The following is a 24,427-nucleotide window of genomic DNA, read 5'->3' on the forward strand; positions in this document are numbered from 1 at the left end:
GGAACGCATTACGGTGAGACATGAGGACCTCTCGGTGATCGGGGTGTGTGTGGTAACCACACCGATACCGGAGGTCCTCACCTATTTTCCGCTAACCACGCCGTTCACAACCTGTGTGGGAATTACAACTAGGTCGGGGCGAAGGGTCCGCTCCGAATCGGTCAGTAGCGGTATCGGACCCGGCTCGCCGCGCACGTAGCCGGCGTCGCCCGCGCCGGCGATGACCTCCACGTCGGACCAGTCCGCGATCTCAGCGGCCGCACCGCTGTGGTCTTCGTGGAAGTGCGTGAGCACGATGCGCTTGACATGAATGCGCCGCAGACCCAGTTCGGTCAGCGCGTCGGCAATCAACTCGGCACTGTCCGCCCATCCGGTGTCGATCAGCGTCACGCCGTCCGGCTCGGTCCAGAGATAACTGTTGAGCAGGTGGGCTTGGCCGCCGGGGATGCGCAGACGATAGAGCGAGGGCGCCATCTGGAGAAGGTCGGACATGATTCGACGCTACCGTCGTCCGCCGAAACCGCATTCCGGCAGGTCGCTACTCGAACTTTCGATGCTGGAATGCGGTTTCGCGGGCTGCGGGGCGAAGCGTGCCGCCCCAACCACGTGCTTTCAATGCGGTGTAGGCGCGCTGGATGACCTCATGCTCCCGGTCCTCCTTGATCACCTGCATGACGTCCCAACCAAGCTGACGAAGCTTCGGCAACACCTTCAGATCCTTGATGTATTGCGCACGATCAGTCTGGTGCTGACCACCGTCGTACTCCGAGGCGACCTGAAAGTCTTCCCAACCCATGTCGACCGTGCGAATTACGCGTCCCCACTCATCGGCAATGGCGATCTGAGTGGTCGGCCGAGGCAGCCCGGCGTCGATGTAGAGCAGACGCAGCCGGGTCTCCGGAGGTGACGCCGCGCCGCCGTCGACCAATGGGAGCACGGCTTTGAGCTTCGCCACCCCGCGGGCGCCGCGGTACCGCTTGGTCAGCATGAGCACGTCCTCTGTGGAGAACGGACATGCGTGCATAAGTGCGTCCAACCGCTCGAGTGCCTTCTTGCGTGGCAGGTACCGCCCAAGGTCGAAGGCCGTGCGCGCGGGTGTCGCCACCGGCATGCCTGCGATGCAAGTGATCTCGTCGTCCGCGATCCGCTCCTTCCGGACAATCACACCACGCGGCGGACGCGTGCAGTCCCAGATGAGTTCGATCGGGATGTCGGCGTCAATCCATTCGGCCCCGTGCAATGCGGAGGCCGCCACGCCCGTCACGACACTTTCGCGATGGGACCACAGCCACGCCCCCGTCGTTCTGTCCCGCAAGGAGGGCACGCAATCTCGAGGGATGTGGACGTTCGGGTACAGCGGCCGATACCAGCGTTGCAGCTCGTATCGAGTGACGACGCGGTTCGCGACGGCCTCTGTGCCGACGAATATATCCCCCATGCGCCGATACTGGCGCGGGGGTGCGACAAGCCCGAGACCAGCATGTCGAGGCTGTAATCCAGCAGGCCTCTACTCGTACTTTTTCTGCTGGAATACCGTTTCGGCGGAAGGTAGGCGAAAAGTATCAGGCCATGGCGCGGCGGCCGGCCAACGCCCGGCCCAGGGTGAGCTCGTCGGCGAACTCGAGGTCACCGCCCATCGGCAGGCCCGAAGCGATGCGCGTGACGGTCAGGCCGGGGATGTCGCGAAGCATCCGCACCAGATAGGTGGCGGTCGCCTCACCCTCGGTGTTGGGGTCGGTCGCGATGATCACCTCGGCCACATCGACACCGTCGACACGTTCGCCGATCCGGTTGAGCAACTCCCGGATACGCAACTGGTCGGGACCTACGCCGGACAACGGATCCAGCGCACCGCCCAGCACGTGGTAACGACCGCGGAACTCGCGGGTGCGCTCGACCGCCTGCACATCCTTGGGCTCCTCCACCACGCACACCAATGACGCGTCCCGGCGGGGGTCCTTACAAATCCGGCAGCGTTCCTCGTCGGACACGTTGCCGCACACCGCACAGAACGTGACGCCGTCACGGATGCGGCCCAGCACCGCGGTCAGCCGATCGATGTCCGGCGGCTCGACGCTCAGCAGGTGAAACGCGATCCGCTGCGCGCTCTTGGGCCCGATCCCGGGGAGCTTGCCGAGCTCGTCGATCAGATCCTGAACCGGGCCTTCAAACACTCAGACCCCCGGAAGTCCGAACCCGCTCAACCCGCCGGCCAGCGGACCCAGACGGCTCTGCGCCAGAGTGGTCACCTGGTTGGAGGCATCGGCAAGGGCGCCGACGATGAGGTCCTGGAGAGTCTCGACGTCCTCGGGATCGACGACTTTCGGATCGATCGCCACCGCGACCACCTCACCGCTGCCCTTCACCGTCACCTGCACCAGCCCGCCGCCGGCCTGGCCGTGCACCTCGGAATTGGCCAGCGCCTCCTGCGCCTCCATGAGCTGCTGCTGTACCTGTTGCGCCTGCGCCAGCAGGGCGGACATATCGGGCGTGCCTCCGGGTTGCATGAGTAGTCCCCTTGCCGTGTTGATTAAGTCTTGGTCTCGACTTGGTTGCTCTCGCCTGTCGGCGGCGATTCGGACTTTCAGCCTAGTCGGCGTGCGGGCTAGCGTGGCGCCCGTGCGAGTCCCAGCCTGCGTGCGTGTCGGCACCGCCATGGTCAGCAGCGTGTTCATCGCCGCGGCTGTCCCGGCCGTCGTCGACGCTCCCCACGCCACCGCCGCTCCCTCGAACATCGCCGGCATGATCGTCTTCCTCGACCCCGGCCACAACGGCGCCAACGACGCGTCGATCAGCCGGCAGGTGCCCACCGGCCGCGGCGGCACGAAGGACTGCCAGGCCAGCGGCACCTCCACCGCGGACGGTTTCCCCGAGCACACCTTCACCTGGGACACCACCCTGCGAGTTCGCGCCCTCCTCAATCGGATGGGCGTCCGGACCGCCATGTCGCGCGGCAACGACAACGCCCTGGGCCCGTGCGTCGACGAGCGGGCGGCGATGGCCAATGCCCTGCGGCCCAATGCCGTCGTATCCATCCACGCCGACGGCGGGCCGGCCAACGGCCGCGGGTTTCACGTGCTCTATTCGTCACCGCCGCTGAACAACGTGCAAGCAGGGCCATCGGTGCAATTCGCCAAGACCATGCGCGATCAGCTCTCCGCCTCGGGGATCCCGCCGGCCACCTACATCGGTTCGGGTGGTCTGGACGCCCGCTCGGACATCGCCGGGCTCAACCTGGCGCAGTTCCCGTCGATCCTCGTCGAGTGCGGCAACATGAAGAACCCGGTCGACTCATCGCTGATGAAGGCCCCGGAAGGCCGGCAGAAGTACGCCGAGGCCATCGTCCGGGGTGTCACCGCCTACCTGGGCAGCCTGGGTGGCGGCCAGCAACGGTAGCTCGCCGTCCTCGATGGTGGGCGCTAGGCGCCCTCCACTTCCTTCTTCAGGTTGTCCAGCACCTCGCCCTGGATCTTGCGCAGGCCCAGCGGCGCGAAGGTCTTCTCGAAGAAGCCCTTGATCCCGCCGGCGCCGGTCCAGCTGGTCTTGAGGTTCACCGAGGACCCGGTGCCCGCCGGGGCGACGGTCCAGTTGGTCACCAGGCTGGAGTTCGCGTCCTTCTCGATCACCGTGTGGCCGGCCACGTCGACCGAGGCCTTGACGTCACGCACACGGGACTCGGTGGCCTGCAGCTTCCAGCTGGCCACCGTGCCGGCGCCCTGACCGCCCTCGAGGACCTGGTAATCGCGGTAGTGCGAGGAGAGGATCTTCGGGCGCACGGTCTGGTAGTCCGCGATCGCGGCGAACACAGCGGCCGGCTCGGCGTTGATCAGAACCGTGCTGACCGCACTGACCTGTCCCATTACTCAAACTCCTTCAACTCGTGTCTACGGTCGCATCGTCGGCAACCTCCGACTAGCGTATATGTGTGTCTGTTGCTGCGACTGACGCACAAGCTGTCCACGCTGCGGGCGTACGGCGCCTCCTAGACAGTTACCGCGCCATACCGCCCAATTCGACGGTGCGGCTTGCCAAGCCCACGTCGAACCTGTTTCGTGCGCGAGATCGCAGCGATGTCAAAGGTCTGGACGTCTCGGGGCTGACCAATGTGATCGCGGTCGACGCCGAAGCCCGCACCGCCGACGTTGCGGGCATGTGCACCTATGAGGATCTGGTCGCCGCGACGCTTCCGCACGCGTTGGCGCCCCTGGTGGTGCCGCAGCTCAAGACCATTACCTTGGGCGGAGCCGTCACCGGGCTCGGCATCGAATCCACCTCGTTCCGTAACGGCCTGCCACACGAATCAGTGCTGGAGATGGACATTCTCACCGGGGCAGGTGAAATCGTCACCGCATCGCCCGAGCAGCATGCCGACCTGTATCGAACTTTCCCCAATTCCTATGGCACGCTCGGTTATTCGACCCGGCTGCGGATCGAGTTGGAGCCCGTCACCCCCTTTGTCGCATTGCGGCACCTGCGTTTTCACTCGTTGGCCGATCTCGTCGCGGCGATGGACCGCATCATCGAGACCGGCGGGCTCGACGGCACGCCGGTCGATTACCTCGACGGCGTGGTGTTCAGCGCCGACGAGAGCTACCTGTGCGTCGGTTTCAAGACGACGACCCCGGGCCCGGTCAGCGATTACACCGGCCAGGACATCTACTACCGCTCGATCCAGCACGCTGACGGAGAGAAGCACGACCGGCTGACGATTCACGACTACCTGTGGCGCTGGGACACCGACTGGTTCTGGTGTTCGCGGGCATTCGGGGCGCAGAACCCCACCATCCGGCGGTTCTGGCCGCGCCGGCTGCGCCGCAGCAGCTTCTACTGGAAACTCGTCGGCTACGACCAGAGATTCAACATCGCCGACCGGATCGAAAAGCGCAACGGGCGCCCGCCCCGCGAGCGCGTGGTGCAGGACGTCGAGGTGCCCATCCAACGGTGCGCGCAGTTCCTGGACTGGTTCCTGGAGAACGTTCCGATCGAACCGATCTGGCTGTGCCCGCTGCGGTTGAGGGAGAATCGTCACCACGACGCAGGCTTGTCGGGAGGCTGGCCCCTCTACCCCCTCCGCTCCAACCACACCTACGTCAACATCGGGTTCTGGTCGTCGGTGCCCGTCGGCCCGGTCGAAGGGCACACCAACAAGCTGATCGAGGCCAAGGTCGGCGAACTCGACGGGCACAAGTCCCTGTATTCCGATTCCTACTACCCGCGTGAGGATTTCGACGAGCTCTACGGCGGTGAGACGTACAAGACCGTCAAGAAGTCCTACGACCCCGATTCGCGCCTGTTTGATCTGTACTCGAAAGCCGTCTTGCGCCGATGAACGGAGAACAGCGATGACCACCTTCAAAGAGCACTCGACGCCCGCGACCGATCACAAGCTGACCCTTTCCGAGATCCTTGAGATCTTCACTTCGGGCTCGCAGCCACTGAGATTCACCGCCTACGACGGCAGCTCCGCCGGCCCCAGCGGCGCCACACTCGGACTGGACCTCAAGACCCCGCGCGGCACCACCTTTCTGGCGACCGCTCCCGGGGATCTGGGACTGGCCCGCGCCTACGTGTCCGGCGACCTGGAACCGCTCGGAGTACATCCGGGCGATCCGTACCTGCTGTTGTGCGCGCTGGCCGAGAAGATGGCGTTCAAGCGTCCGCCGGCCCGGGTGCTGGCCAACATCGTCCGCTCCATCGGCATCGAGCATCTCCGGCCGATCGCGCCGCCACCCCAGGAGGCGCTGCCGCGGTGGCGCCGGATGATGGAGGGCCTGCGGCACAGCAAGTCTCGCGACGCCGACGCGATCCACCATCACTACGACGTGTCCAACACCTTCTACGAATGGGTGCTCGGGCCGTCGATGACCTATACCTGCGCGTGCTACCCGGACGCGGATGCCAGTCTGGAAACCGCGCAGGACAACAAGTACCGGCTGGTGTTCGAGAAGCTGCGGCTGCAACCGGGCGACCGGTTGCTCGACGTCGGCTGTGGCTGGGGCGGCATGGTGCGTTACGCCGCCCGCCACGGCGTCAATGCGCTCGGGGTGACGCTGTCGGCCGAGCAGGCCCGCTGGGCGCGAGACGCCATCGCCAAGGAAGGCCTCAGCGACCTGGCCGAGGTGCGCCACGGCGACTATCGCGACATCGTCGAAGACGGGTTCGACGCGGTGTCCTCGATCGGGCTGACCGAGCACATCGGGGTGCACAACTACCCCTCGTACTTCGGTTTCCTCAAGTCGAAGATGCGTCCCGGCGCGCTGCTGCTCAACCACTGCATCACCCGCCACGACAATCGAACCGGCGCGGCCGCGGGTGGATTCATCGACCGTTATGTGTTCCCCGACGGGGAGCTGACCGGATCGGGACGCATCATCACCGAGATCCAGGACGTCGGCCTGGAGGTCATGCACGAGGAGAACCTGCGCAACCACTATGCGATGACGCTGCGTGATTGGTGCGCCAACCTCGTCGAGCACTGGGACGAGGCCGTGGCCGAGGTCGGGTTGCCGACGGCGAAGGTGTGGGGCCTGTACATGGCCGGATCCCGGCTCGGTTTCGAGACGAATGTGATTCAGCTGCACCAGGTTCTGGCCGTCAAGCTCGATGAACAGGGCAAAGACGGCGGTCTGCCGCTGCGGCCGTGGTGGACGCCCTAGAGCCGCGAAGCAGTGGCGCTCACGCGGCGGATTACGGTCAGTATCAAGCAGTAATCCGCCGCATTCAGCTGTCGATCTTGCGCGCGCCCAGTTCGTTCTGCAGCAGTTCCAGGGCGACCTCTTCGGGGTCACGACGCGGCCCGGCCTCGCTCTGCGAAGCCTCGGCGAGCATCTCTGCCTCTTCCTGTTCCGGCGACGAGGGCGGCTCCGGAGCAGGAGGTTCCGGTTCAGGCTCGGGAATGACGCGGCCAGGGCGGGCGGGTACCCGTGGCGGCGGCTTCGCGGCCTTCGGCGGGGGCGGTGGGGCGGCCTCTGCCGTGCCGACCTCACACCGGATCTGCCAATCCACCCCGAGCGCATCCTTCAACGCTTCCCGGATCACGTCGGCATTGCGCGACTCTGTCAGCCGCTTGGCCAACGGTGGCGAATCATGGGACAGCACAAGCGTTTTGTCCTCGACCGCGCGGACGATCGCACCGGACAGCATGACCTCGGTGGTGCGGCTGCGCTCACGCACCTTCTCCCGCACCGTCGACCACATCGACCGCACGGCGGCCGCGTTGGGCTCACCGCCGGGGGTCAGCGATGCCCGCGCCGGCTCGGGCTCCTGAGCAGGCTCGGGCTCGGGTTCGAAGTCAGGCTCCGGCGGGAGCGGCGGCTCCGGCTCGGCTGCCGGAGCGGATGCCGGTGGTGGCGGTGGTGGCGGTGGCGGGGCGGACGCCGGTTCGGGGGTGGCCACCGGCTCGGGTGCGGCCACCGGCTCGGGTGCGGCGACGGGCTCGGGTGCGGTCACCGGCGCAGTCTGTGGTTCGGGAGCAGGTGGCGGCGTAGGCGCAGGTGCCGGGGCAGGGGCCTCCGCTGCGGCCGGAGCAGCCTGGCTGCGCCGCACGAACGTCTTGGCCGGCTCGGCGGCAGGACGGGCGGCCGTCGACGCCGCGGCCTCCCCGGCCGGGATCGACAGGTCCAGCCTGGTCTCGATGCGTTCGATGCGCTGCAGCAGCGCTGACTCGGTGTCATGCGCCGAGGGCAGCAACAGCCGCGCGCAGACCACCTCCAGCAACAGCCGCGGCGCGGTCGCCCCTCGCATCTCGCCGAGCCCGGCATGTACCACCTCGGCATAGCGGGTCAGCGTGCCCGCACCCAACTTGGCGGCCTGTTCCCGCATCCTCTCCAGCACATCGGCCGGTGCGTCGACGACACCGCGGGTGACCGCATCGGGCACGGCCTGCAGCACGATCAGATCGCGGAAGCGCTCCAGCAGGTCGGTGGCGAACCGTCGCGGATCGTGACCGGCGTCGATCACTGCCTCGACCGCGCCGAACAATGCGGCCGCGTCCCCGGCTGCCAATGCCTCGACCGCGTCGTCGATGAGCGCCATGTCGGTGGCACCGAGCAGGGCCAGCGCCCGCTGATAGGTGATGTGATTGCCGCCGTCGCCCTGCTCCGAGCCGGCCAGCAGCTGGTCAAGCACCGAGAGCGTGTCACGGGGCGAACCACCGCCGGCCCGGATGACCAGCGGGTACACCGCGTCATCGACGTGGACGGTCTCCTCGGCGCAGATGCGCTCGAGCAGCGGGCGCATGGTGCGCGGGGCCAGCAGCCGGAACGGATAGTGGTGGGTGCGCGACCGGATGGTCGGCAGCACCTTTTCCGGTTCGGTGGTGGCGAACACGAAGATCAGGTGCTCGGGCGGCTCCTCGACGATCTTGAGGAGCGCATTGAAACCGGCCGTGGTGACCATGTGTGCTTCGTCGACGATGAAGATGCGGTACCGCGACTGGGCCGGCGCGTAGAACGCCCGGTCTCGCAATTCACGGGTGTCGTCCACACCGCCGTGGCTGGCCGCGTCGAGTTCCACGACGTCGACGTTGCCGGGGCCGTTCGGGGCCAGCGCGACACACGAATCGCACACTCCGCACGGTGTCGGCGTGGGCCCCTGCTCACAGTTGAGCGAGCGGGCCAGGATGCGCGCCGAGGACGTCTTACCGCAGCCGCGCGGCCCGGAGAACAGGTAGGCGTGGTTGATCCGGCCCGCGGTCAGCGCAGTCGATAGCGGCTCGGTGACATGTTCCTGGCCAACGACTTCCGCGAAGGTTGCCGGCCGGTATTTACGGTAGAGAGCCACGGAAGAAGGCTACCGACTGCATCTGACGACGCGCCGGTGCCCATTGACTTTGAAACCACGCACACCGGTACCCGCACAAATTCAGCGTCAGCTCAAAGTCAACGCAGTGTTCTGCACAGAGCGCGATTCATCCACAGGTGGCGACGCCGAGACCGGCCCGGACCCATCTTTGTCGCTGCGACTGGCGACTCTCGCCGAATGAGTGAGCCCTTCATCGGCACCGAAGCCCTGGCGGCCGGCCTCGTCAACCGCTACCAGCTCAACCGCTACCACCGCACAATCCTGCCGAACATCTACGTGGGCAAGCGAACTGCTGTGTCGCTGCGCCAACGCACGACGGCGGCGTGGTTGTGGTCGGGCCGAAACGCGGTGATCGCGGGAACCGCCGCATCGGCACTCCATGGCGCGAAGTGGGTGGCCGACGACGTTCCGATCGAGTTGATCAGCGCCAAGACCAAGCCACCCGCGCGGGTGATCACGCGACAGGACCTGATCTACGACCGAGAGGTCACGTGCATCGATGGTCTTACGGTCACGAGCATCGAGCGCACGGCTTTTGACCTTGGGCGCCGCGGGTTGATCGGTCAGGCCGTCGCGCGCCTCGACGCACTTGCTCGAGCCACCGGGCTAGAGGCGGACGAGGTGCTGACGCTCGCCGCGCACCACCGCCACGCCCGTGGCCTGCGGCAACTCGAATGGGCGCTGGATCTATTCGACCCCGGCGGCCAGTCCCCGAAAGAAACCTGGCTGCGGCTGATGCTCATCGACGCGGGTTTCCCGCGGCCGCAGACACAGATACCGGTGCTCGGGCCGGACGGCTACCCGAGGTACTTCCTCGACATGGGTTGGGAGGAACTGATGCTGGCGGTCGAATACGAGGGTGTTCAGCACACCGATCAGCTCGCCTATGACATCGCGCGTGCCGACTACATCACGCAGGTCGGCTGGACCCACGTGAGAGTGGCCGCGGGACAGCGACGGCCCGCCATCATCTCCCGGGTGGGGCGCGAATGGGATCGACTTTGGCGGCCAGGGCTCGGGATCACGCCGCGTCGGCCGCCGCTGGCCGGTCCCCCGCTGGAACTTGGCTGTTGACTTTGAAACCACGCACACCGCCACCCGCACAAATTCAGCGTCAGCTCAAAGTCAACGCAAAAGCTGCTCGGTCGCCGCCAGCAGAGCGCAGGTGGCGAGGCCGTCGATCGCCTCGCGCACATCGGACAGCGACGGGAACGTCGGCGCGATGCGAATGTTCTTGTCCTCGGGATCCTTGCGGTACGGGAAGGCCGAACCGGCCTCGGTGACCGCGATCCCGGCGTCCTTGGCCAGGGCGACAGTGCGCTTGGCCGTGCCTGGCCACACGTCGAGGCTGACGAAGTAGCCGCCCTTGGGGTCGGTCCACGACGCGATCTTGGACTCCCCCAGCCGGTCCTCGAGAATATCGGCGACCAGGGCGAACTTGGGGGCGATCAACTGCCGGTGCCGCTGCATCTGCAGCCGCACACCGTCGGCGTCGCCGAAGAACCGACTGTGCCGCAACTGGTTGACCTTGTCCGGGCCGATCGTCTTCTTGCCCGCGTGCTGCAGGTACCAGGCGATGTTGCCCAGGGACCCGCCCAGGAAGCTCACCCCGGCACCGGCGAAGGTGATCTTCGAGGTCGATGCGAACACCAGCGGACGGTTCGGGTTACCGGCCGCCTCGGCCAGGCCCAGCACGTCGACCTGGCGGATGAACTCGTCGGTGAGAGTGTGGACCGCGTAGGCGTTGTCCCACATCAACCGGAAATCGTTTGCCGCCGTGCGCATTTGAACGAGACGCCGGACGACTTCCCAGGAATAGGTGACCCCGGTCGGGTTGCCGTACACCGGAACGCACCACATGCCCTTGATCGCCGGGTCGGCCGCGACGAGCTCCTCGATCAGGTCGACGTCGGGCCCGTCCTCGCGCATCGGTACCGCGATCATCTCGATTCCCAGGGACTCGGTGATCGCGAAGTGGCGGTCATAGCCGGGGGCGGGGCACAGGAACTTGACTTTGTCTTCCCGCACCCAGGGCCGCGCCGAGTCCACCCCCCCGTGCAACAGCGAGAACACGATGACGTCGTGCATCATCTCCAGGCTCGCGTTGTTGCCGGCGATGAGGTTCTGCACCGGGATGCCGAGCAGCTCACCGAAGATCTCCCGCAGCTCGGGTAGCCCGTGCAGGCCCCCGTAGTTACGGGTGTCGGTGCCCTCGCGGTCCCGAAAAGCGTTCGGATCCGAGCCGGGCAGCGACAACAGCGGGTTGGACAGATCCAACTGCTCGGGAGCCGGCTTGCCGCGGGTCAGATCCAGGCTCAGCTTCTTGGCCTGCAACTCCGCATAGTTGCGCTGTTGGACTTCGTGCTGCGCGAGCAGATCGTCGCGGCCGAGAGACTGGAACGACACCGCGCGCCTTTCACGGAAGCTGAATGTGCTGGAACGTAAGGGGACCCCGCGCACCCGCCAGAGCCCGTTGACCCTTGCTGCCTTCCGGCCCTGGGGGAGTTCACAGGATGGACGCCGCGCGGGGTCCACAGCGAGTGTAATACCCGGCTGTATCCCCGGCGTTTCGGGACTGGTTCGGGCGTCGGTTAGGATTGCCGACGGAGGATTCGCCTAGTGGCCTATGGCGCTCGCCTGGAACGCGGGTTGGGTTAACAGCCCTCAGGGGTTCAAATCCCCTATCCTCCGCGCTCGGGTCCGGGGGTGCGACCTGCTGAATCAACCCTGATCAGCGGTTCGCACCCCGGCCCAATTTCAGTACCCGAGGAGGAGTATGGGCCGCACCGTCGCGGTGATCTGGCACGTGTCGTTTTCGATCGTGGCCGCCGGCCTCTACTTCTTTTTCGTCCTCCCCAGATGGCCCGAACTCATGGGCGACACCCCACAGACGCTGGGCTTGGTCCTGCGCATCGTCACCGGTGTGCTGATCGGCCTCGCGGCCCTGCCGGTGGTGCTCACCCTGCAGCGGACCAAGCGTCCCGAGCTGTCCACGCCGGAGCTGGCACTGCGGCTGCGGACGGCCTCGATCTCGCTGCACGTGGTGGCGGCGGTGCTGATCGTCGGCACCGCGATCTCGGAGATCTGGTTGTCGTTGGACAGCGTCGGGCCGTGGCTGTTCGGGATCTACGGCGCAGCCGCCGCGATCGCCCTGCTCGGCATTTTCGCCTTCTACCTGGCCTTCATCGCCGAACTGCCGCCCCCACCGCCCAAGCCGGTCAAGCCCCGAGAGAAGGCCGAGCGCCGCCGCGGGCGCAAGAAGGCTGCCGCGGAAGAGGCCACAGAAGAGCCCGCCGAAGCGGAAGAATCCGACGAAGAGGCCGTGGCAGAAACCACCGAGGCCGATGTCGACGCCGCCGAAGGCGACGCTGAAGAAGCCGAGGAGACCTCCGAGGCCGACGTCGAAGAGGCCGACCAGGCCGAAGAGGCTGACGAGGCCGAACAGCCCGAAGAAGCAGAGGCCGAGAAAGACGAGAAAGCGGCGGGCACCTCACTGCGCAACCGCCGACCGTCCAGCAAGAGCGGCACCAAGCGGCGGGGCTGGCGCTCGCGCGGCGAAGTCGCCACCGAAGACTGACGCAACGGCGACCGCGTCGACATCGGGTTCTTGCCCAGCCAAGATGGGTATATGAGCAAAGTGGGCTCGCGACCGTTCAAAGTGATTCTCGCGGCGGCATTGACCGCCGCCGCTGCTGTCGTCGTCCCGTCCGCGCCTGCCGCGGCCGCGCCCGGCGACCCGGAGGCGGTGGCCCTCCAGATCGAACCATCGGTGGCGCGCATCGACACCCGGGTCGACTACCAGCAGGCGTACGGCATCGGCACCGGCATCGTGCTGTCGCCCGGCGGTGAGGTGCTGACCAACTACCACGTCGTGCAAGGGGCCAACTCGATCAGCGCCACCGTCGGCGGCCAGAGCTTCGCCGCGGACCTGGTCGGCTACGACCGCCAGAGCGACATCGCGGTGCTGCAACTGCACGGCGCCGCAGGCCTGGTACCGGCACCGATCGGCGATTCGCGGGCGCTGGCACCGGGACAACCCGTGATCGCACTCGGCAACGCCGCGGGCAGCGGTGCACCGCTGACCCGCGAGATCGGCACGGTCAGCGCGTTCAACCGGACCGTCAACGCCGAGGACGAGCTGACGGGCACCAGCGATGAGATCAACGGACTGTTCGAGTTCGCCGCACCGGTGCGCGCCGGCGATTCCGGCGGCCCCGTGGTCAACGATGCAGGCCAAGTCGTCGGCATGACGACGGCCGCCTCGGTGAACTTCCGGATGGGTCCCGGCGGCAAGGGATTCGCAATCCCGATCAACGATGCGATGGGCATCGCCGGTCAGATCCGTGCCCGCACCCCGTCACCGACGGTCCATATCGGACCGCCGACGATGCTCGGCGTCGGAGTGCGCACCGCGCAGCGCCAGAGCCGCGGCGTGATCGTCCAAGACGTCATTCCCGGCGGACCGGCCGAAGCCGCCGGCCTGGCACCCGGCGATCTGCTCACCACGATCGAGGGCACCCCGCTGGATTCGGCACGCACCCTGACGCTGGTGCTGGATCGGCATTACCCCGGTGACGTCGTCGGCCTGACCTGGCTGGACCAGGCCGGCCAGCAGCGCATCGGCAAGGCGACGCTGGCCGCCGGGCCGTAGTCCGTGGTCACGCTAGACCGCCTGATCAATGTTCTGGGCGGCTACGGTGTGCGGCTGCGGGCCCCAGCCCAGGGATCCCGGCCGGTGCCGCGATCGACCGAGTTGCGCAGCGTCGTCATGCACGAACCCGGTCAGGTGATCGGCGACGTCCTGTTGGCGGTCGGGGCCCGATCGTTGGCCGAGGCAGTGCGGTGGGCCGCGGCGGCGCGCGCCGTGGTGGTGCTGGTGCGCGGTCCCGATGACGGGCCGGCGGCCGACGACGGCATCGCAGTGATGACGGTCGACCCCGAAGTCTCCTGGAGTGAGCTGGCGGCCGTGGTCTACGGCGTGGTGCTGGAGGGCCGGGAGACCGAATCCGGGCGCGGCCCGACCGATTTGTTCGCGTTGGCCGACAGCCTGGCCGACGCGGTGGGCGGCTCGGTCACCATCGAGGACCGGCGCAGCGCCGTCTTGGCGTATTCGCGCCTGCAACAGCACGCCGACCCGGCTCGCGTCGAGACGATCCTGAGCCGCGGCGCGCCGGAACGGCTCCGCGCCCTGTTCGAAGCCCGCGGGGTATTTCGGCATCTGGCCGAGTCGGACGAGCCGGTGTTCGTCGAAGGCGACGACGAGCGCGGCCTGACCGGGCGGATGGTCGTGGCCGCCCGAGCCGGTCGCGAGCTGCTCGGTTCGATCTGGGTGACGTGCGCCGATCCGTTGCCCGACGCCCGCCGGGCCGCGCTGGCCGACGGTGCCCGCATGGTCGCGCTGCACCTGCTGCGCTCACGGGCCAGCGCCGATCTGGAACGCCAGGTGGAATCCGAACTCGTCATCCGCCTGCTCGAGGGCGCCGCCGACGCCACCACAGCGGCAAGCCGGCTCGGCCTTCCCCAGACGCCGCTGCGAGTTATCGCATTGCGGGCCCAGACCACCGACGAGCGGCACGCCGCGCTGCTGCTGGCGTTCGAGCGGGCGACCGCCGGATTCGGCTGGTCCCGTCCCGGACGCAGCGCCCTGACCGGAAACACCGTCTACACCGTGCTGCCCGGCGCCGAGGCCGAGGCCGCCGGCAGCTGGGTGACGGGACTACGTGCCGCGCTGCCCGAACACGTGGCCGTACTGGCCGGGATCAGTGGTCCGGCCGCCGCCGCCGAACTGGCGCTGGCCCGCCGTGAGGCCGACGAATGCCTGGCGCTGCACGAGGTACGGCGGGAGGGCCCAGCCCCGGTGTACGACGAGGCGTGGGACGAGATCCTGCTGCAACGGCTCCGGATTGCGGCCCGCTCCGGCCGTGCCCCACAGCGTGGCCCGGTCGCCGAGTTGCGGGCCCACGACCAGGCCAACGGCACGCGGTACGCGGCAACTCTGCGCGCCTGGTTGGAGGCCCAGGGCGATCTGGCCGGGGCCGGGCGTGCGCTCGGCGTCCACGAGAACACCGTGCGATACCGGCTGCGCAAGATGGTCGAGCTGACCCAGCTCGACCTGGCCGATGCCCGCAAGCGGCTGGCGATGATGATCGAACTGGCCGCCACCGAAGAGTTGTCGTAAGCCGACAATCACACCCCTTCGTATTGTCGAGATCCTTCAAACACCGGGCGTCTGACCGGACTCACCATGGGAGACATGGATGGTGTCGAGCGCATTGACGGCGGGCCGCGGTCAGCGGTGGTCGTGGGTGCAGGCATCGTCGGCCTGTCCACGGCATGGTTTCTCCAAGAGCGCGGGGTCGAGGTCACCGTGGTCGACCGCCGAGGAGTGGCGGCGGGCGCATCGTGGGGCAACGCCGGCTGGGTTTCGCCGACGCTGACCATCCCGCTCAACGACCCGGCAGTGCTGCGGTACGGCTTGCGGTCACTCTTCGACCCGGCCGCGCCCCTACACATCCCGATGACCTCGGGGCCGCGCCTGTTGGCATTCCTGGCCCGGTTCGCACTGAACTGCCGGCTCTCGACATGGACGAGGGCCGCCAAGGCCAACGTGCCACTCAACGAGGAGTGCCTCGAGGCCTACGACGTACTCACCGCCAACGGGGTTGCGGTGCCCACCACCGACGGACCGATCACGGCGCTGTTCCAAACCCAGCAGCAGGCCGAACACCTGATGACCGAACTGCGCCGGATGGCCGCCGTCGGTCAGACCGTGACGGTGACGGGCCTGTCCGGTGAGACGCTGCGTGAGCACGTGCCGCTGGCGTCGGCGGCCATCACCGCGGGCATCAGCGTGGAGGGTCAGCGGTTCGTGGACCCGGGCCGGTTCGTGCAGGCGCTCGGCGACGCCGTGGTCGCCCGGGGTGCGGATTTGGTCATCGGCGAGGTGACCGACATTCGGTCCCGGGGCGCCGCTGTCACCGTGGACCTCGCCACGGGTTCCCTGAACGCCGATACCGCGGTGATCGCCACCGGGGCGTGGCTGTCGAAACTGGCCAAGCCGTGGGTTCGCACGCCGGTGCAGGCCGGACGCGGCTATTCCTTCACCGTGCCGGTGCGGCGCCCGCTGCTCGGGCCGATCTATCTGCCCGACGCCCGCGTCGCCTGCACGCCGTACCAAGGCGGGCTGCGGGTGGCCGGAACCATGGAGTTCCGCCCCCCCGACGATCCGCCGCAGCCGGCTCGTGTCGAGGCGATCATCGCTTCCGCGGCCCCGCTGCTCGACGGCGTGGATTGGGACGACCGTACCGATGTGTGGGTCGGCCCGCGCCCGGTCACCCCGGACGGCCGGCCCCTGATCGGTGAAGTGGCACAAGGCATTTACGTGGCGGGCGGCCACGGCATGTGGGGTCTGGCCCACGGCCCGGTCACCGGGCGACTTCTGGCCGAATACATCACCACCGGAAAGCAACCCGAGACGCTGCGGGAGTTCAACCCGCTGCGCTGAGGATCCACGACATCGCCCTGACGGGCCGACAAGCCGTCAGGGGCGGCGCATCACACCCGCCCCTGACGGCATCTGGCGCATCATCGGAAGGAAACGACAATGACTGTCAGCCAACGCGTTTGGTTATCGCCACAGGCATACGAGCGGCTCCAGACCGAGCTGTCGACGCTGCGCGAGCTCATCTCCACCGAAGCCGCCTCGGATTCCGACGAAAACGAGGTGGCCGTCCAGCGGGCTCGCCAGACCCGCATCCAGCAGATCCACGACCTGCTGCTCAACGCCGTCGTCGGTGAGGATCCGCCCGACGACGGGGTGGCCGAGCCGGGCATGGTGCTGACCGTGCGCTACGACCAGACCGACGAGATCGAGACGTTCCTACTGGGCATCCGCGGTGCCGAATACGGCGACCTCGAGGTCTACTCGGTGAACTCACCTCTGGGCGAGGCCATCGTCGGCGCACGCCCGGGCGAGCAGCGCCACTGCCCGGTACCCAGCGGCCAGGCCGTGCCGGTCACCCTGATCAGCGCGGTGCCCTTCGGGATGCACCTGCCGACCGCGGGGTAGGGCACGCGCGTCTTACCCTGTTCGAATGGCAGGCGAACGCAAGGGCACGCCAGGCAACTTGACCGCCGACGACTGGGTCCAGGCCGGGTACACCCTGCTCGCCTCAGACGGGGTGCGGGCGCTGAAGATCGAGCGCCTCTGCGAGCAGATCGGCGCCACCCGGGGCAGCTTCTACTGGCACTTCACCGACATGAAGGGCTACCGCGCCGCCCTGGTGGCGTCGTGGAACGTTTTCCTGGAGCAGGACCGTCGCGCACTGGCCGAACTCGAGGATCTGCCGCCGCGCGAACGGCTGTCACAGATGATGAAGCAGCTGCTGAGCCCGCGGCACTGGACGTTGGAACGTGCGATGCGGGAATGGGCGCGCACCGACGACATCGCCGCGGCCAACGTGCGGGCAGCCGATCACCGGGTGCTGGTCGCCGTCACCAAGGCCTACCTCGACTACGGGTTCAGCCCCGAGGACGCGGCTCTGCGCGGCCAGGCCACCTTCGCCACGGGAATCGGAGTGCTGCACCTCATGGATTCCGCCGCCGCTCTCACCGACGCCGACCGTTACGAGCGGTTTCTGGACCTGATGCTGGGAAAGTGAGCGTCTTTCCGCCCAACCGTGGGCAGATTGCGAAAACTGTCTACCGCGGCACGTGCATGTCTTAAATTGACGTTCGAGAATCGACGCTTCTCGAGGCAGGAGACACAGTGGCGCGACTTTCGGTTTGGCTCGGGGCGGGCGCGGTCGCGGCGGGTGTTTCTGCCGCAATGGTCGCCGGAGCCGATGTTGCGCATGCTGACACCGCATCGAATTCAGACGGCGCGAAGGCATCCGAGTCCGCTTCCAGTGCAGGCCCTTCGAACAAGGCGAACCGGGCCGGTCCACGTCGCAGCCCCCACCGGATACGCCATTCAAGCCAGTCAACTGCCGCCGATCAAGACGTGAAAGGTAAGAAGGCGACGAAGCCGGCCACGGTATCCCAGATGTCGCGGCCCGGCCGGGCAACCGAACCTGGCGACCGGGGACGCGAAACCCGCACCGCGCAACGGAAAAACGCGCTCGCCAGTTCCATCTCGAAGGCCGAAGCCGGCACTGCGCCCGCCAGGCCTGTGAAACCTGTCGGTGAGGCGGAGCCCGAGATCGCGGCGGAGACCGTCAGCGCTGCCGCGACCGCCCCCGAGGTCGAGGCCACCGAAACCGGTTCCGCGGCCGTCGAATCCGACGAGCAGCAAGCCGCGTCGCCGCTCCAGCGCCGCATCTTCAAGCGCGCCGCGGCCTCCCAGTCCGCGCCTGACCCGCAGCTGGCGGCGCCCACCACACCGGTGTCGGCCACCGCAGCACCGGCGCTGTCACTGCCGGAGCAGATCCAATCATTCGTCTTCGACTTCGTCGGCGTGGCCGTCACGGCCATCGCGGGTCCGCCCGTCGTACCTGCCGGCAGCAACGTCACGGTGCGAAGCTCGTCGTTGGAGATCACCGAGGGCCGCAACGTACCGGCCAACTGGTATTACCCGGAGGGCGACGAACCGCCGGAGCGGATCATCCTGCTGCAGCACGGGTTCCTGGGCGTGAGTGCGATGTACAGCTACACCGCGGCGAACCTGGCCGAGCGCACCAACAGCGTCGTGGTGGTGCCGACCTATTCGTCGAATCGTTTTGTCCGCGACGGGTTCTGGTTGGGCGATGACCAGGTCTATCGCGCCACCGCCGAGCTGTTCCTCGGTGAGCGCGAGGCATTGACGGCCAGCGCGCAGGCAGCCGGATACGCCGCGAGGTACGGTGCCGACGTTCCCCTACCGGAGACGTTCGTCCTGGTCGGGCATTCTCTGGGTGCAGGCGTGGTGGCCGGAGCCGCGGGCTACTACGCCGACGCGATCAAATCGACCGGGGCAGAAAACCATCTGGCCGGCGTGGTACTGCTCGACGGCGCACCGCCGGAGACTGTGCTGCCGGATGCGCTGGACAAACTCGACGGGCTCGGCACCTACGTCCCGGTTATGGAACTCGGTGCGCCCAAGGAGTTCCGCAGGGTCGACGCGGCGCTGATCGAGCACCGGCCCGACATGTTCAACGGCGTGGTGCTGGCCGACGGTCAACACCTGGACGCCATGCAGGGCGGGAGCCCGGTCATCCAGCTGCTGTCATACCTGTTCTACGGGTTTTCGACGGCACCGAACAAGGCAGCCTCCCAAACCCTCATCACCGGCTGGGTGGACGACATGTTCGCAGGCCGGATCGATGCGTCCACCGGAGCCTGCGAAGGTGCTGACTGCTCGGGCATCTACGGCGCGCCGGGGCAGACGCTCGACCTGCCCACCCCGGCCGGACCCACCAGCGCGGTCGTGATCGGCGGATCCGCCCCGGCGCCGGTGACCACCGAATTCCAGCCGATGCTTGCCACCGCCCTGGTCGGGCCCCGACCGTCGATTGCCCTGCTCACCTGAGAAGAGTGCGGGCGCTGCCTTGAAGGGCCAACGTGCGGCCCACTCAGGATGACGTTCGCTCCTCCGACTCGTCGACGTCAGGTTGTCCCGTCGGCAGGTTGTCCGGCGGTTCGATCCGCAACATCCGGGCAACCGGCACATCGGTCGACGAATGCAGCACGATCGACAATGCAATGGTGACCGCGACCAAGTCGAAGACCAGCTGGTGCTCGGCGATCCCCGACTGCAACGCCAACAACCCGTAGACCACCGAGGCGAACCCCTTGGGCCCGAACCAGGCGGCGGTGTACAGCTCGCTTCGCGGCAGGGAGGTGCGCCACAGTGACAACAGCATCGCCGCCGGACGCACCAGGACTATGGCCACCGCGGCGAACAGCCACTCCTGCCAACCGAGATGGGACAACCGCTCTGGCGTGATCAGCGCCCCGAAAACCAGAAGGGCGGCGAATTTGGTCAGTTCCGACAGCAATTCGCCGAAAGGCTCGAAGCGCTCCGCTGCGGTGCAATCCAGAGTCGCCAGCGTCGAACCCGCGGCGAACGCCGCCAGATAGGGGTTGGCGTGCGTGAGGTGGCAGGCCGCGTACACCACGATCGCGACGGCCATCGGCCCCAACGCCTGCAGGCGTGGCTCGGCGGTGAGAATCTTCGTTCGCCACGCCAACGTCACCATCGCCGCGACCGCGCCGCCGAGTAGGAGGCCGAGCAGCAACTCGGCGATGACCTCGCCCAGATCGGAATGCTCGTGCTGGGCGGTGGCGAGGAAGATCAGTACAAATGGCAGGGCGAGACCGTCATTGAGACCGGACTCGACATTGAGCAGGCGGCGCAGCCGCAGCGGCACGTCGGCTCGGCCGACCAAGGCAGCGGCGAACACTGGATCGGTCGGAGACAAGATCGCGCCGATCAAGAACGCCGTCGGCCAGTCCAGGCCCGCGAGGAAGTGCGCCGGAACGGCGATACCCACCATCGTCAGTGGCATCCCGAGACCCAACGCCCGACCGGACAGGGTCCAGTTCTGCTTCAACGCAGACATATTGGCACGTTGGCCATCGGTGAACAGCACGGTGAACAACGCGACGTCGGCGAGCAGCGAGACGATCGGGTCATCCGATCCGATCTCGACGATCCCGAAACCCCCGGGTCCGATCAGTGTGCCGGCAACCAGAAACATCAGCGCGGTCGAAAGCACCGTTCTGGCGGCGACACCCGACAAGGAGACGCTGATCAGCAATACCAGGCCGAATGCCAGAACAAGCGCCACGTCAGACTCCCAGGTTCATCGTTCGCGTCGCCGGCGGTGCGACTGCCGAGAAGGCTTCCCGGCGCGCGCCGGCCCCAACCCTGCCGCGCGGCGCTGGTGATTGACAAGCAGGTCGCGTGGTGTTTCCGTGAGTGGCGACATGGCTGCTACGCGACGATACCGCGCTCAGCGGGCACTGCACCGAAACCCTACGGGCGATACCGATACGGCCACCGGATGAACCCAGCTCTTGCGGCCGCACGGGAGAAGGTGCGGACCCAGTTGTGGCCACTGCCGGTGCTCGGCGTGGTGCTGGCAGTGGTGGCAGGAATAGCACTTCCGCACCTGGACGCCTACGTGGACGAAAGCTTGCCGGGCTGGTCGATCACGCTGTTCTTCGGCGGCGACGCCGGTGCCGCCCAGACCCTGCTCGACGCGATCGCCAGTTCGCTCATCACGGTCACTTCACTGACGTTCTCGCTCACCGTGGTCACGCTGCAGCTGGCGAGCGGCCAATTCTCACCACGGCTGCTTCGCACGTTCACGAGTGACGTCTTCGTCCAAACGACGCTGGCGATCTTCCTGTCGACCTTCACCTACTCCCTGACTGTGCTGCGCGCAGTTCGCAGCGACAACGAGGGCAACGCGTTCGTACCGCGAATATCGGTCACGATCGCCTTTGCGCTCGGCATAGTCAGCGTGCTGTGCCTGGTGCTTTTCCTGGCCCACCTCGCGCGCCAGATCCGCGTCGAGACGATGCTGCGCGATGTCCACGACGACGCCGGTATCACAGTCTTGGGTGCGACGAGCCCACTCGAGGAAGCTCGCCCGCAGCCGGCGCTGCCTACGCCTCCGGCCGACGCGCTCCAGATCACTGCGCCGTCGTCGGGCTTCCTGACCAGGATCGATGATGCCGAGTTACGCTCTGCGGCAATAGAAGCGGACGCCCTTTTGATCATCGATTGCCATCCGGGCAGCTCCATCATCGAGGGAGTTCCGATCGGAGTCGCCTGGTCGGCATCCGGCGGAATCGACGACGACACCTTCGACCGACTGCGAGGCGCGGTCTGCAGGGCGATCAAGGTGGGCCACGAGCGAACCGCAGCTCAAGATGTCGGCTACGGATTGCGCCAGCTGACCGATGTCGCAAACAAAGCGCTGTCACCGGGAATCAACGACCCGACGACAGCGATCCACGCACTGGGGCACATTTCGGCGATCCTCTGCCAGCTCGCCGGCCGCGATCTGGGGCCCGTCGTGCTCCGCGACGACGACGACCAAGTGCGGGTCGTATTGCACCGGCCCAGCTTCGCCGAAGTGGTCGATGTCGCCATCACCCAGCCGCGTCGCTACGGGTCTTCGGACCCGCAGGTGATGCGGCGGTTGTTCCGGCTTCTCGAGGAACTAGCCTGGCACACTCATGACCAATCGCCCATCCGTGAGCAGCTCGGACGACTGCGGAACACGGTTGCACGGTCAGACTTCGACGATGCCGAACGAGCCCAACTGGAACACGCCGCGATGCAGGTCGAGGGCGCCCTCACCCACCGTCTGGGTCGCAGCGTCCCCTGAGCTCCCTTCAGACCGGTTTGATTCCGTCGGCCCACGGGAACCCGCCCGGGTGTGTCCCCTCCACGCGATGTAGGTAGTACGTAGGCGTCAGATGCGCGCCGTCGACAGCGTTCTGCACGCGCTCAGCCTGACCGGTTCTATGGCCTGGGCCATCCTGTGGGCGTTGATCTTCGGCTTTGCACTGTCCTCGGTGGTGCAAGCCGTCATACGCCGTGACACCATCACGTCGCTGTTGGGCGACGATCACCCACGCACCCTCGCGGTCGCGACTGGACTAGGGGCAGCGTCGTCGTCGTGCTCGTACGCCGCAGTCGCACTGGCGCGGTCACTGTTCCGCAAGGGCGCCAACTTCACCGCGGCGATGGCGTTCGAGATCGCGTCGACCAACCTGGTGATCGAATTGGGTGTCATCCTGGCATTGCTCATGGGCTGGCAGTTCACTGCCGCCGAGTTCATCGGCGGTCCCGTCATCATCGTCACCGTCGCAGTGATCTTTCGAATTACCCTACGACAGAAAGTGATTCAACACGCGCGCGAGCAAGCCGACAGAGGGCTGGCCGGTTCGATGGAGGGGCACGCCGCGATGGACATGTCGGTGCGCAGTGATGCCGGCTTTTGGCGCCGGCTGCTGTCGGCCGACGGGGCCACCGCAGTCTCACACGTGTTCGTCATGGAGTGGGCGGCAATCTACCGCGACCTGTTGATCGGCCTCCTGATCGCCGGAGCGGTGGGCGCCTGGGTGCCGGACACGTTCTGGCAAGGCCTGTTCTTGGACGGGCACCCGGTGCTGTCCGCTGTATGGGGGCCGATCATCGGACCCGTGGTCGCGATCCTGACCTTCGTGTGCTCGGTGGGCAACGTTCCATTGGCGGTGGTGCTGTGGACCGGCGGCATGAGCTTCGGCGGCGTCATCGCATTCATCTTCGCCGACCTGCTCATTCTGCCGATTCTCAACATCTACCGGAAGTACTACGGCTGGGCCATGATGTGGCGCATTCTTGGGGCGTTCTATGTGGCCATGGTCGTTGCGGGCTACGTCGTGGAACTGCTCTTCGGGCTGACCGGACTCACCCCGGACCGGTCCGCGGCACACCTGCCCGATGAAGGCATCCAATGGAACTACACCACCTGGCTCAACATCCTCGCACTGGCACTCGCGGCGCTGTTGGTGTGGCGATTCGTGCGCACCGGCGGTGTGAAGATGCTGACCATGATGGGCGGGGCACCGCAGTGAACGTGAGTACTTTCGCTAACCCGGGCGACGATTACCCTGCTCGTCCCAGTGCTCGGCGACCTTCTTGCTCGGTTGTACCCGCGGTGGCTCGCCCGGCATCTTGGGATAGCTCGGCGGGTACGGCAGATCACCCAGACCACGTTCCTCATCGGCAGCCACCAGGTCCAGCAACGGCTGCAGGGACTGCTTCTCGTCGTCGATGCCGGCCCACGGATCAACCCGTCCGGCAAGGAAATCCGGCACGGTGGCGATCGTGTAATCGTCGGGGTTGGCGTCGCGGAGCTCGTCCCAGGACAACGGCGTCGACACGGTGGCGATCGGTGTCTTACGGGCCGAATAAGCCGAGGCGAAGGTGCGGTCGCGGGCGTTCTGGTTGTAATCGATGAACAGCCGCTCGCCCCGCTCTTCCTTCCACCACGATGTGGTCACCTCGTCGGGGGCGCGACGTTCCACCTCGCGGGCCAACGCGATCCCGGCCCGGCGGACCGCGATGAAATCCCAGTCGGTCTTGATTCGCAGGAAGACGTGCACGCCACGGCCGCCCGACGTCTTCGGATAGCCGACCAGGCCCAGCTCGTCCAGAAGCGGCTTGAGCACATCGCAGGCCACCGCGGCGGCCTCGGCGAACCCGGTGCCCGGCTGCGGGTCCAGGTCGATACGCAGTTCATCGGGATGCTCGGTGTCCGGGCAGCGAACCTGCCAGGGGTGCAACGTGATCGTGCCCATCTGCGCCGCCCACGCGATCGCCGCCGGGTGAGTCACCTTCAGCGCGTCGGCAGTGCGGCCGGACGGGAAGGTGACGACGCAGGTCTCCAGGTAGTCGGGATGCTTCTGCGGCACCCGCTTCTGGTAGATCTCCTCACCCTCGATGCCGTCGGGGAAACGCTGCAGGTGGGTGGGCCGGTCTTTCAGCAGCGCCACCATCCGATCGGCGACGCTGAGGTAGTACTCCATCAGCTTGCCCTTGGTGCCGTCCTTGCCCAGCTTCGGGTAGTACACCTTGTCCGGGTTGGTGAACCGGACCTTGACTCCGTCCACATCGAGTTCGGTTGCTCCTCCGGCTTTTTCAGCCATC

General features: G+C 67.0%; 21 protein-coding genes, 1 tRNA gene, 1 other RNA gene and 1 pseudogene. 14 read left to right on the forward strand and 10 right to left on the reverse strand.

The annotated features are described in order from the left end of the window. Positions 1-117 precede the first annotated feature (117 nt). The 4 genes and pseudogenes from BKG60_RS02630 to BKG60_RS02645 all read right to left on the reverse strand — a co-directional run. A pseudogene (locus BKG60_RS02630) lies at positions 118-492 on the reverse strand (MBL fold metallo-hydrolase); the annotation flags it as partial. A gap of 46 nt (positions 493-538) precedes the next feature. Then, on the reverse strand, positions 539-1,438 hold the full coding sequence (locus tag BKG60_RS02635) for a hypothetical protein (protein WP_070186460.1): 900 nt from the start codon (positions 1,436-1,438) through the stop codon (positions 539-541). Between the two features lie 124 nt (positions 1,439-1,562). Further along, positions 1,563-2,174, reverse strand: a complete 612-nt coding sequence (recR, locus tag BKG60_RS02640) for a recombination mediator RecR (RefSeq protein ID WP_003883644.1) — start codon at positions 2,172-2,174, stop codon at positions 1,563-1,565. Further along, positions 2,175-2,507 (reverse strand): YbaB/EbfC family nucleoid-associated protein, encoded by a 333-nt coding sequence (locus BKG60_RS02645; RefSeq protein ID WP_036391184.1) that lies wholly within the window; start codon positions 2,505-2,507, stop codon positions 2,175-2,177. It lies immediately after the preceding gene. 148 nt (positions 2,508-2,655) lie between these two features. Here BKG60_RS02645 and BKG60_RS02650 point away from each other — a divergent pair, with 148 nt between their 5' ends. Continuing rightward, positions 2,656-3,396, forward strand: a complete 741-nt coding sequence (locus BKG60_RS02650) for an Rv3717 family N-acetylmuramoyl-L-alanine amidase (protein WP_070946096.1) — start codon at positions 2,656-2,658, stop codon at positions 3,394-3,396. 23 nt (positions 3,397-3,419) lie between these two features. Here the strand turns inward: BKG60_RS02650 and BKG60_RS02655 are convergent, their stop codons facing one another. Further along, positions 3,420-3,860 carry an SRPBCC family protein gene (locus tag BKG60_RS02655; protein WP_070946095.1) on the reverse strand — a complete coding sequence of 147 codons (441 nt, stop codon included), beginning with the start codon at positions 3,858-3,860 and terminating at the stop codon, positions 3,420-3,422. 65 nt (positions 3,861-3,925) lie between these two features. Between BKG60_RS02655 and BKG60_RS02660 the strand changes: the two genes are divergently transcribed. Continuing rightward, on the forward strand, positions 3,926-5,329 hold the full coding sequence (locus tag BKG60_RS02660) for an FAD-binding oxidoreductase (protein ID WP_070186463.1): 1,404 nt from the start codon (positions 3,926-3,928) through the stop codon (positions 5,327-5,329). Between the two features lie 13 nt (positions 5,330-5,342). Beyond that, the gene (locus BKG60_RS02665; protein ID WP_070186464.1) at positions 5,343-6,656 is read left to right on the forward strand and encodes a class I SAM-dependent methyltransferase; all 1,314 of its coding nucleotides are present in this window, start codon (positions 5,343-5,345) and stop codon (positions 6,654-6,656) included. Positions 6,657-6,720: 64 nt separating this feature from the next. On the opposite strand, the gene BKG60_RS02670 is transcribed toward BKG60_RS02665, so the two are convergent. Next, entirely contained in the window at positions 6,721-8,781 is a 2,061-nt protein-coding gene (locus tag BKG60_RS02670; protein WP_075909161.1) for a DNA polymerase III subunits gamma/tau, read from the reverse strand. A 198-nt stretch (positions 8,782-8,979) separates the two neighbouring features. On the opposite strand from BKG60_RS02670, the gene BKG60_RS02675 reads away from it, so the two are divergent. Continuing rightward, a complete protein-coding gene (locus BKG60_RS02675) occupies positions 8,980-9,876 on the forward strand; it encodes a DUF559 domain-containing protein (protein WP_075909162.1) in 897 nt (298 codons plus the stop codon). 51 nt (positions 9,877-9,927) lie between these two features. Here BKG60_RS02675 and BKG60_RS02680 read toward each other — a convergent pair whose 3' ends face one another. Beyond that, positions 9,928-11,208 carry an aspartate aminotransferase type Ic gene (locus BKG60_RS02680; RefSeq protein WP_075909163.1) on the reverse strand — a complete coding sequence of 427 codons (1,281 nt, stop codon included), beginning with the start codon at positions 11,206-11,208 and terminating at the stop codon, positions 9,928-9,930. 35 nt (positions 11,209-11,243) lie between these two features. After that, an RNA gene (ffs, locus tag BKG60_RS02685) (signal recognition particle sRNA small type) lies at positions 11,244-11,338 on the reverse strand. Positions 11,339-11,407: 69 nt separating this feature from the next. Between ffs and BKG60_RS02690 the strand changes: the two genes are divergently transcribed. The 8 genes from BKG60_RS02690 to BKG60_RS02725 all read left to right on the forward strand — a co-directional run bounded on the left by BKG60_RS02690 (position 11,408) and on the right by BKG60_RS02725 (position 19,306). Next, a tRNA-Ser gene (locus tag BKG60_RS02690) sits at positions 11,408-11,493 on the forward strand. 85 nt (positions 11,494-11,578) lie between these two features. Further along, entirely contained in the window at positions 11,579-12,379 is an 801-nt protein-coding gene (gene lucA, locus BKG60_RS02695) for a lipid uptake coordinator LucA (RefSeq protein ID WP_070185063.1), read from the forward strand. A gap of 51 nt (positions 12,380-12,430) precedes the next feature. After that, positions 12,431-13,453 (forward strand): S1C family serine protease, encoded by a 1,023-nt coding sequence (locus BKG60_RS02700; protein WP_075909164.1) that lies wholly within the window; start codon positions 12,431-12,433, stop codon positions 13,451-13,453. Between the two features lie 3 nt (positions 13,454-13,456). Further along, positions 13,457-14,980: a PucR family transcriptional regulator gene (locus BKG60_RS02705; RefSeq protein ID WP_075909165.1), complete on the forward strand. Its 1,524-nt coding sequence runs from the start codon at positions 13,457-13,459 to the stop codon at positions 14,978-14,980. Between the two features lie 75 nt (positions 14,981-15,055). Further along, positions 15,056-16,306: an NAD(P)/FAD-dependent oxidoreductase gene (locus BKG60_RS02710; protein WP_075909166.1), complete on the forward strand. Its 1,251-nt coding sequence runs from the start codon at positions 15,056-15,058 to the stop codon at positions 16,304-16,306. Positions 16,307-16,405: 99 nt separating this feature from the next. Then, a complete protein-coding gene (locus tag BKG60_RS02715; RefSeq protein WP_070185059.1) occupies positions 16,406-16,870 on the forward strand; it encodes a GreA/GreB family elongation factor in 465 nt (154 codons plus the stop codon). A gap of 25 nt (positions 16,871-16,895) precedes the next feature. Continuing rightward, a complete protein-coding gene (locus BKG60_RS02720) occupies positions 16,896-17,462 on the forward strand; it encodes a TetR/AcrR family transcriptional regulator (protein WP_070185058.1) in 567 nt (188 codons plus the stop codon). 341 nt (positions 17,463-17,803) lie between these two features. Next, positions 17,804-19,306 (forward strand): alpha/beta fold hydrolase, encoded by a 1,503-nt coding sequence (locus BKG60_RS02725; protein ID WP_242671546.1) that lies wholly within the window; start codon positions 17,804-17,806, stop codon positions 19,304-19,306. Between the two features lie 43 nt (positions 19,307-19,349). On the opposite strand, the gene BKG60_RS02730 is transcribed toward BKG60_RS02725, so the two are convergent. After that, the gene (locus tag BKG60_RS02730) at positions 19,350-20,567 is read right to left on the reverse strand and encodes a cation:proton antiporter (protein WP_075909168.1); all 1,218 of its coding nucleotides are present in this window, start codon (positions 20,565-20,567) and stop codon (positions 19,350-19,352) included. A gap of 216 nt (positions 20,568-20,783) precedes the next feature. Between BKG60_RS02730 and BKG60_RS02735 the strand changes: the two genes are divergently transcribed. Both BKG60_RS02735 and BKG60_RS02740 read left to right on the forward strand, forming a co-directional pair. Further along, positions 20,784-22,118: a DUF2254 domain-containing protein gene (locus BKG60_RS02735; protein ID WP_075909169.1), complete on the forward strand. Its 1,335-nt coding sequence runs from the start codon at positions 20,784-20,786 to the stop codon at positions 22,116-22,118. 91 nt (positions 22,119-22,209) lie between these two features. Next, complete coding sequence (locus BKG60_RS02740) at positions 22,210-23,352, forward strand: permease (protein ID WP_070185056.1); 1,143 nt, start codon at positions 22,210-22,212, stop codon at positions 23,350-23,352. Positions 23,353-23,367: 15 nt separating this feature from the next. Here BKG60_RS02740 and ligD read toward each other — a convergent pair whose 3' ends face one another. Next, positions 23,368-24,426 (reverse strand): non-homologous end-joining DNA ligase, encoded by a 1,059-nt coding sequence (gene ligD / locus BKG60_RS02745; RefSeq protein ID WP_075909170.1) that lies wholly within the window; start codon positions 24,424-24,426, stop codon positions 23,368-23,370. Position 24,427 lies beyond the last annotated feature (1 nt).

Origin of the sequence: Mycobacterium syngnathidarum, assembly GCF_001942625.1 — a bacterium.
Classification (GTDB): Bacteria; Actinomycetota; Actinomycetes; order Mycobacteriales; family Mycobacteriaceae; genus Mycobacterium; species Mycobacterium syngnathidarum.

What these genes read in the sequence shown, in the direction of transcription:
- BKG60_RS02665 (WP_070186464.1), top strand. Translation starts at nt 5,343, where the DNA reads ATGACCACCTTCAAAGAGCACTCGACGCCCGCGACCGATCACAAGCTG.
- BKG60_RS02740 (WP_070185056.1), top strand. Translation starts at nt 22,210, where the DNA reads ATGCGCGCCGTCGACAGCGTTCTGCACGCGCTCAGCCTGACCGGTTCT.
- BKG60_RS02715 (WP_070185059.1), top strand. Translation starts at nt 16,406, where the DNA reads ATGACTGTCAGCCAACGCGTTTGGTTATCGCCACAGGCATACGAGCGG.
- BKG60_RS02710 (WP_075909166.1), top strand. Translation starts at nt 15,056, where the DNA reads ATGGATGGTGTCGAGCGCATTGACGGCGGGCCGCGGTCAGCGGTGGTC.
- BKG60_RS02675 (WP_075909162.1), top strand. Translation starts at nt 8,980, where the DNA reads ATGAGTGAGCCCTTCATCGGCACCGAAGCCCTGGCGGCCGGCCTCGTC.
- BKG60_RS02700 (WP_075909164.1), top strand. Translation starts at nt 12,431, where the DNA reads ATGAGCAAAGTGGGCTCGCGACCGTTCAAAGTGATTCTCGCGGCGGCA.
- lucA (WP_070185063.1), top strand. Translation starts at nt 11,579, where the DNA reads ATGGGCCGCACCGTCGCGGTGATCTGGCACGTGTCGTTTTCGATCGTG.
- BKG60_RS02650 (WP_070946096.1), top strand. Translation starts at nt 2,656, where the DNA reads ATGGTCAGCAGCGTGTTCATCGCCGCGGCTGTCCCGGCCGTCGTCGAC.
- BKG60_RS02645 (WP_036391184.1), bottom strand. Translation starts at nt 2,507, where the DNA reads ATGCAACCCGGAGGCACGCCCGATATGTCCGCCCTGCTGGCGCAGGCG.
- BKG60_RS02655 (WP_070946095.1), bottom strand. Translation starts at nt 3,860, where the DNA reads ATGGGACAGGTCAGTGCGGTCAGCACGGTTCTGATCAACGCCGAGCCG.
- BKG60_RS02735 (WP_075909169.1), top strand. Translation starts at nt 20,784, where the DNA reads ATGAACCCAGCTCTTGCGGCCGCACGGGAGAAGGTGCGGACCCAGTTG.
- BKG60_RS02720 (WP_070185058.1), top strand. Translation starts at nt 16,896, where the DNA reads ATGGCAGGCGAACGCAAGGGCACGCCAGGCAACTTGACCGCCGACGAC.
- BKG60_RS02635 (WP_070186460.1), bottom strand. Translation starts at nt 1,438, where the DNA reads ATGGGGGATATATTCGTCGGCACAGAGGCCGTCGCGAACCGCGTCGTC.
- ligD (WP_075909170.1), bottom strand. Translation starts at nt 24,426, where the DNA reads ATGGCTGAAAAAGCCGGAGGAGCAACCGAACTCGATGTGGACGGAGTC.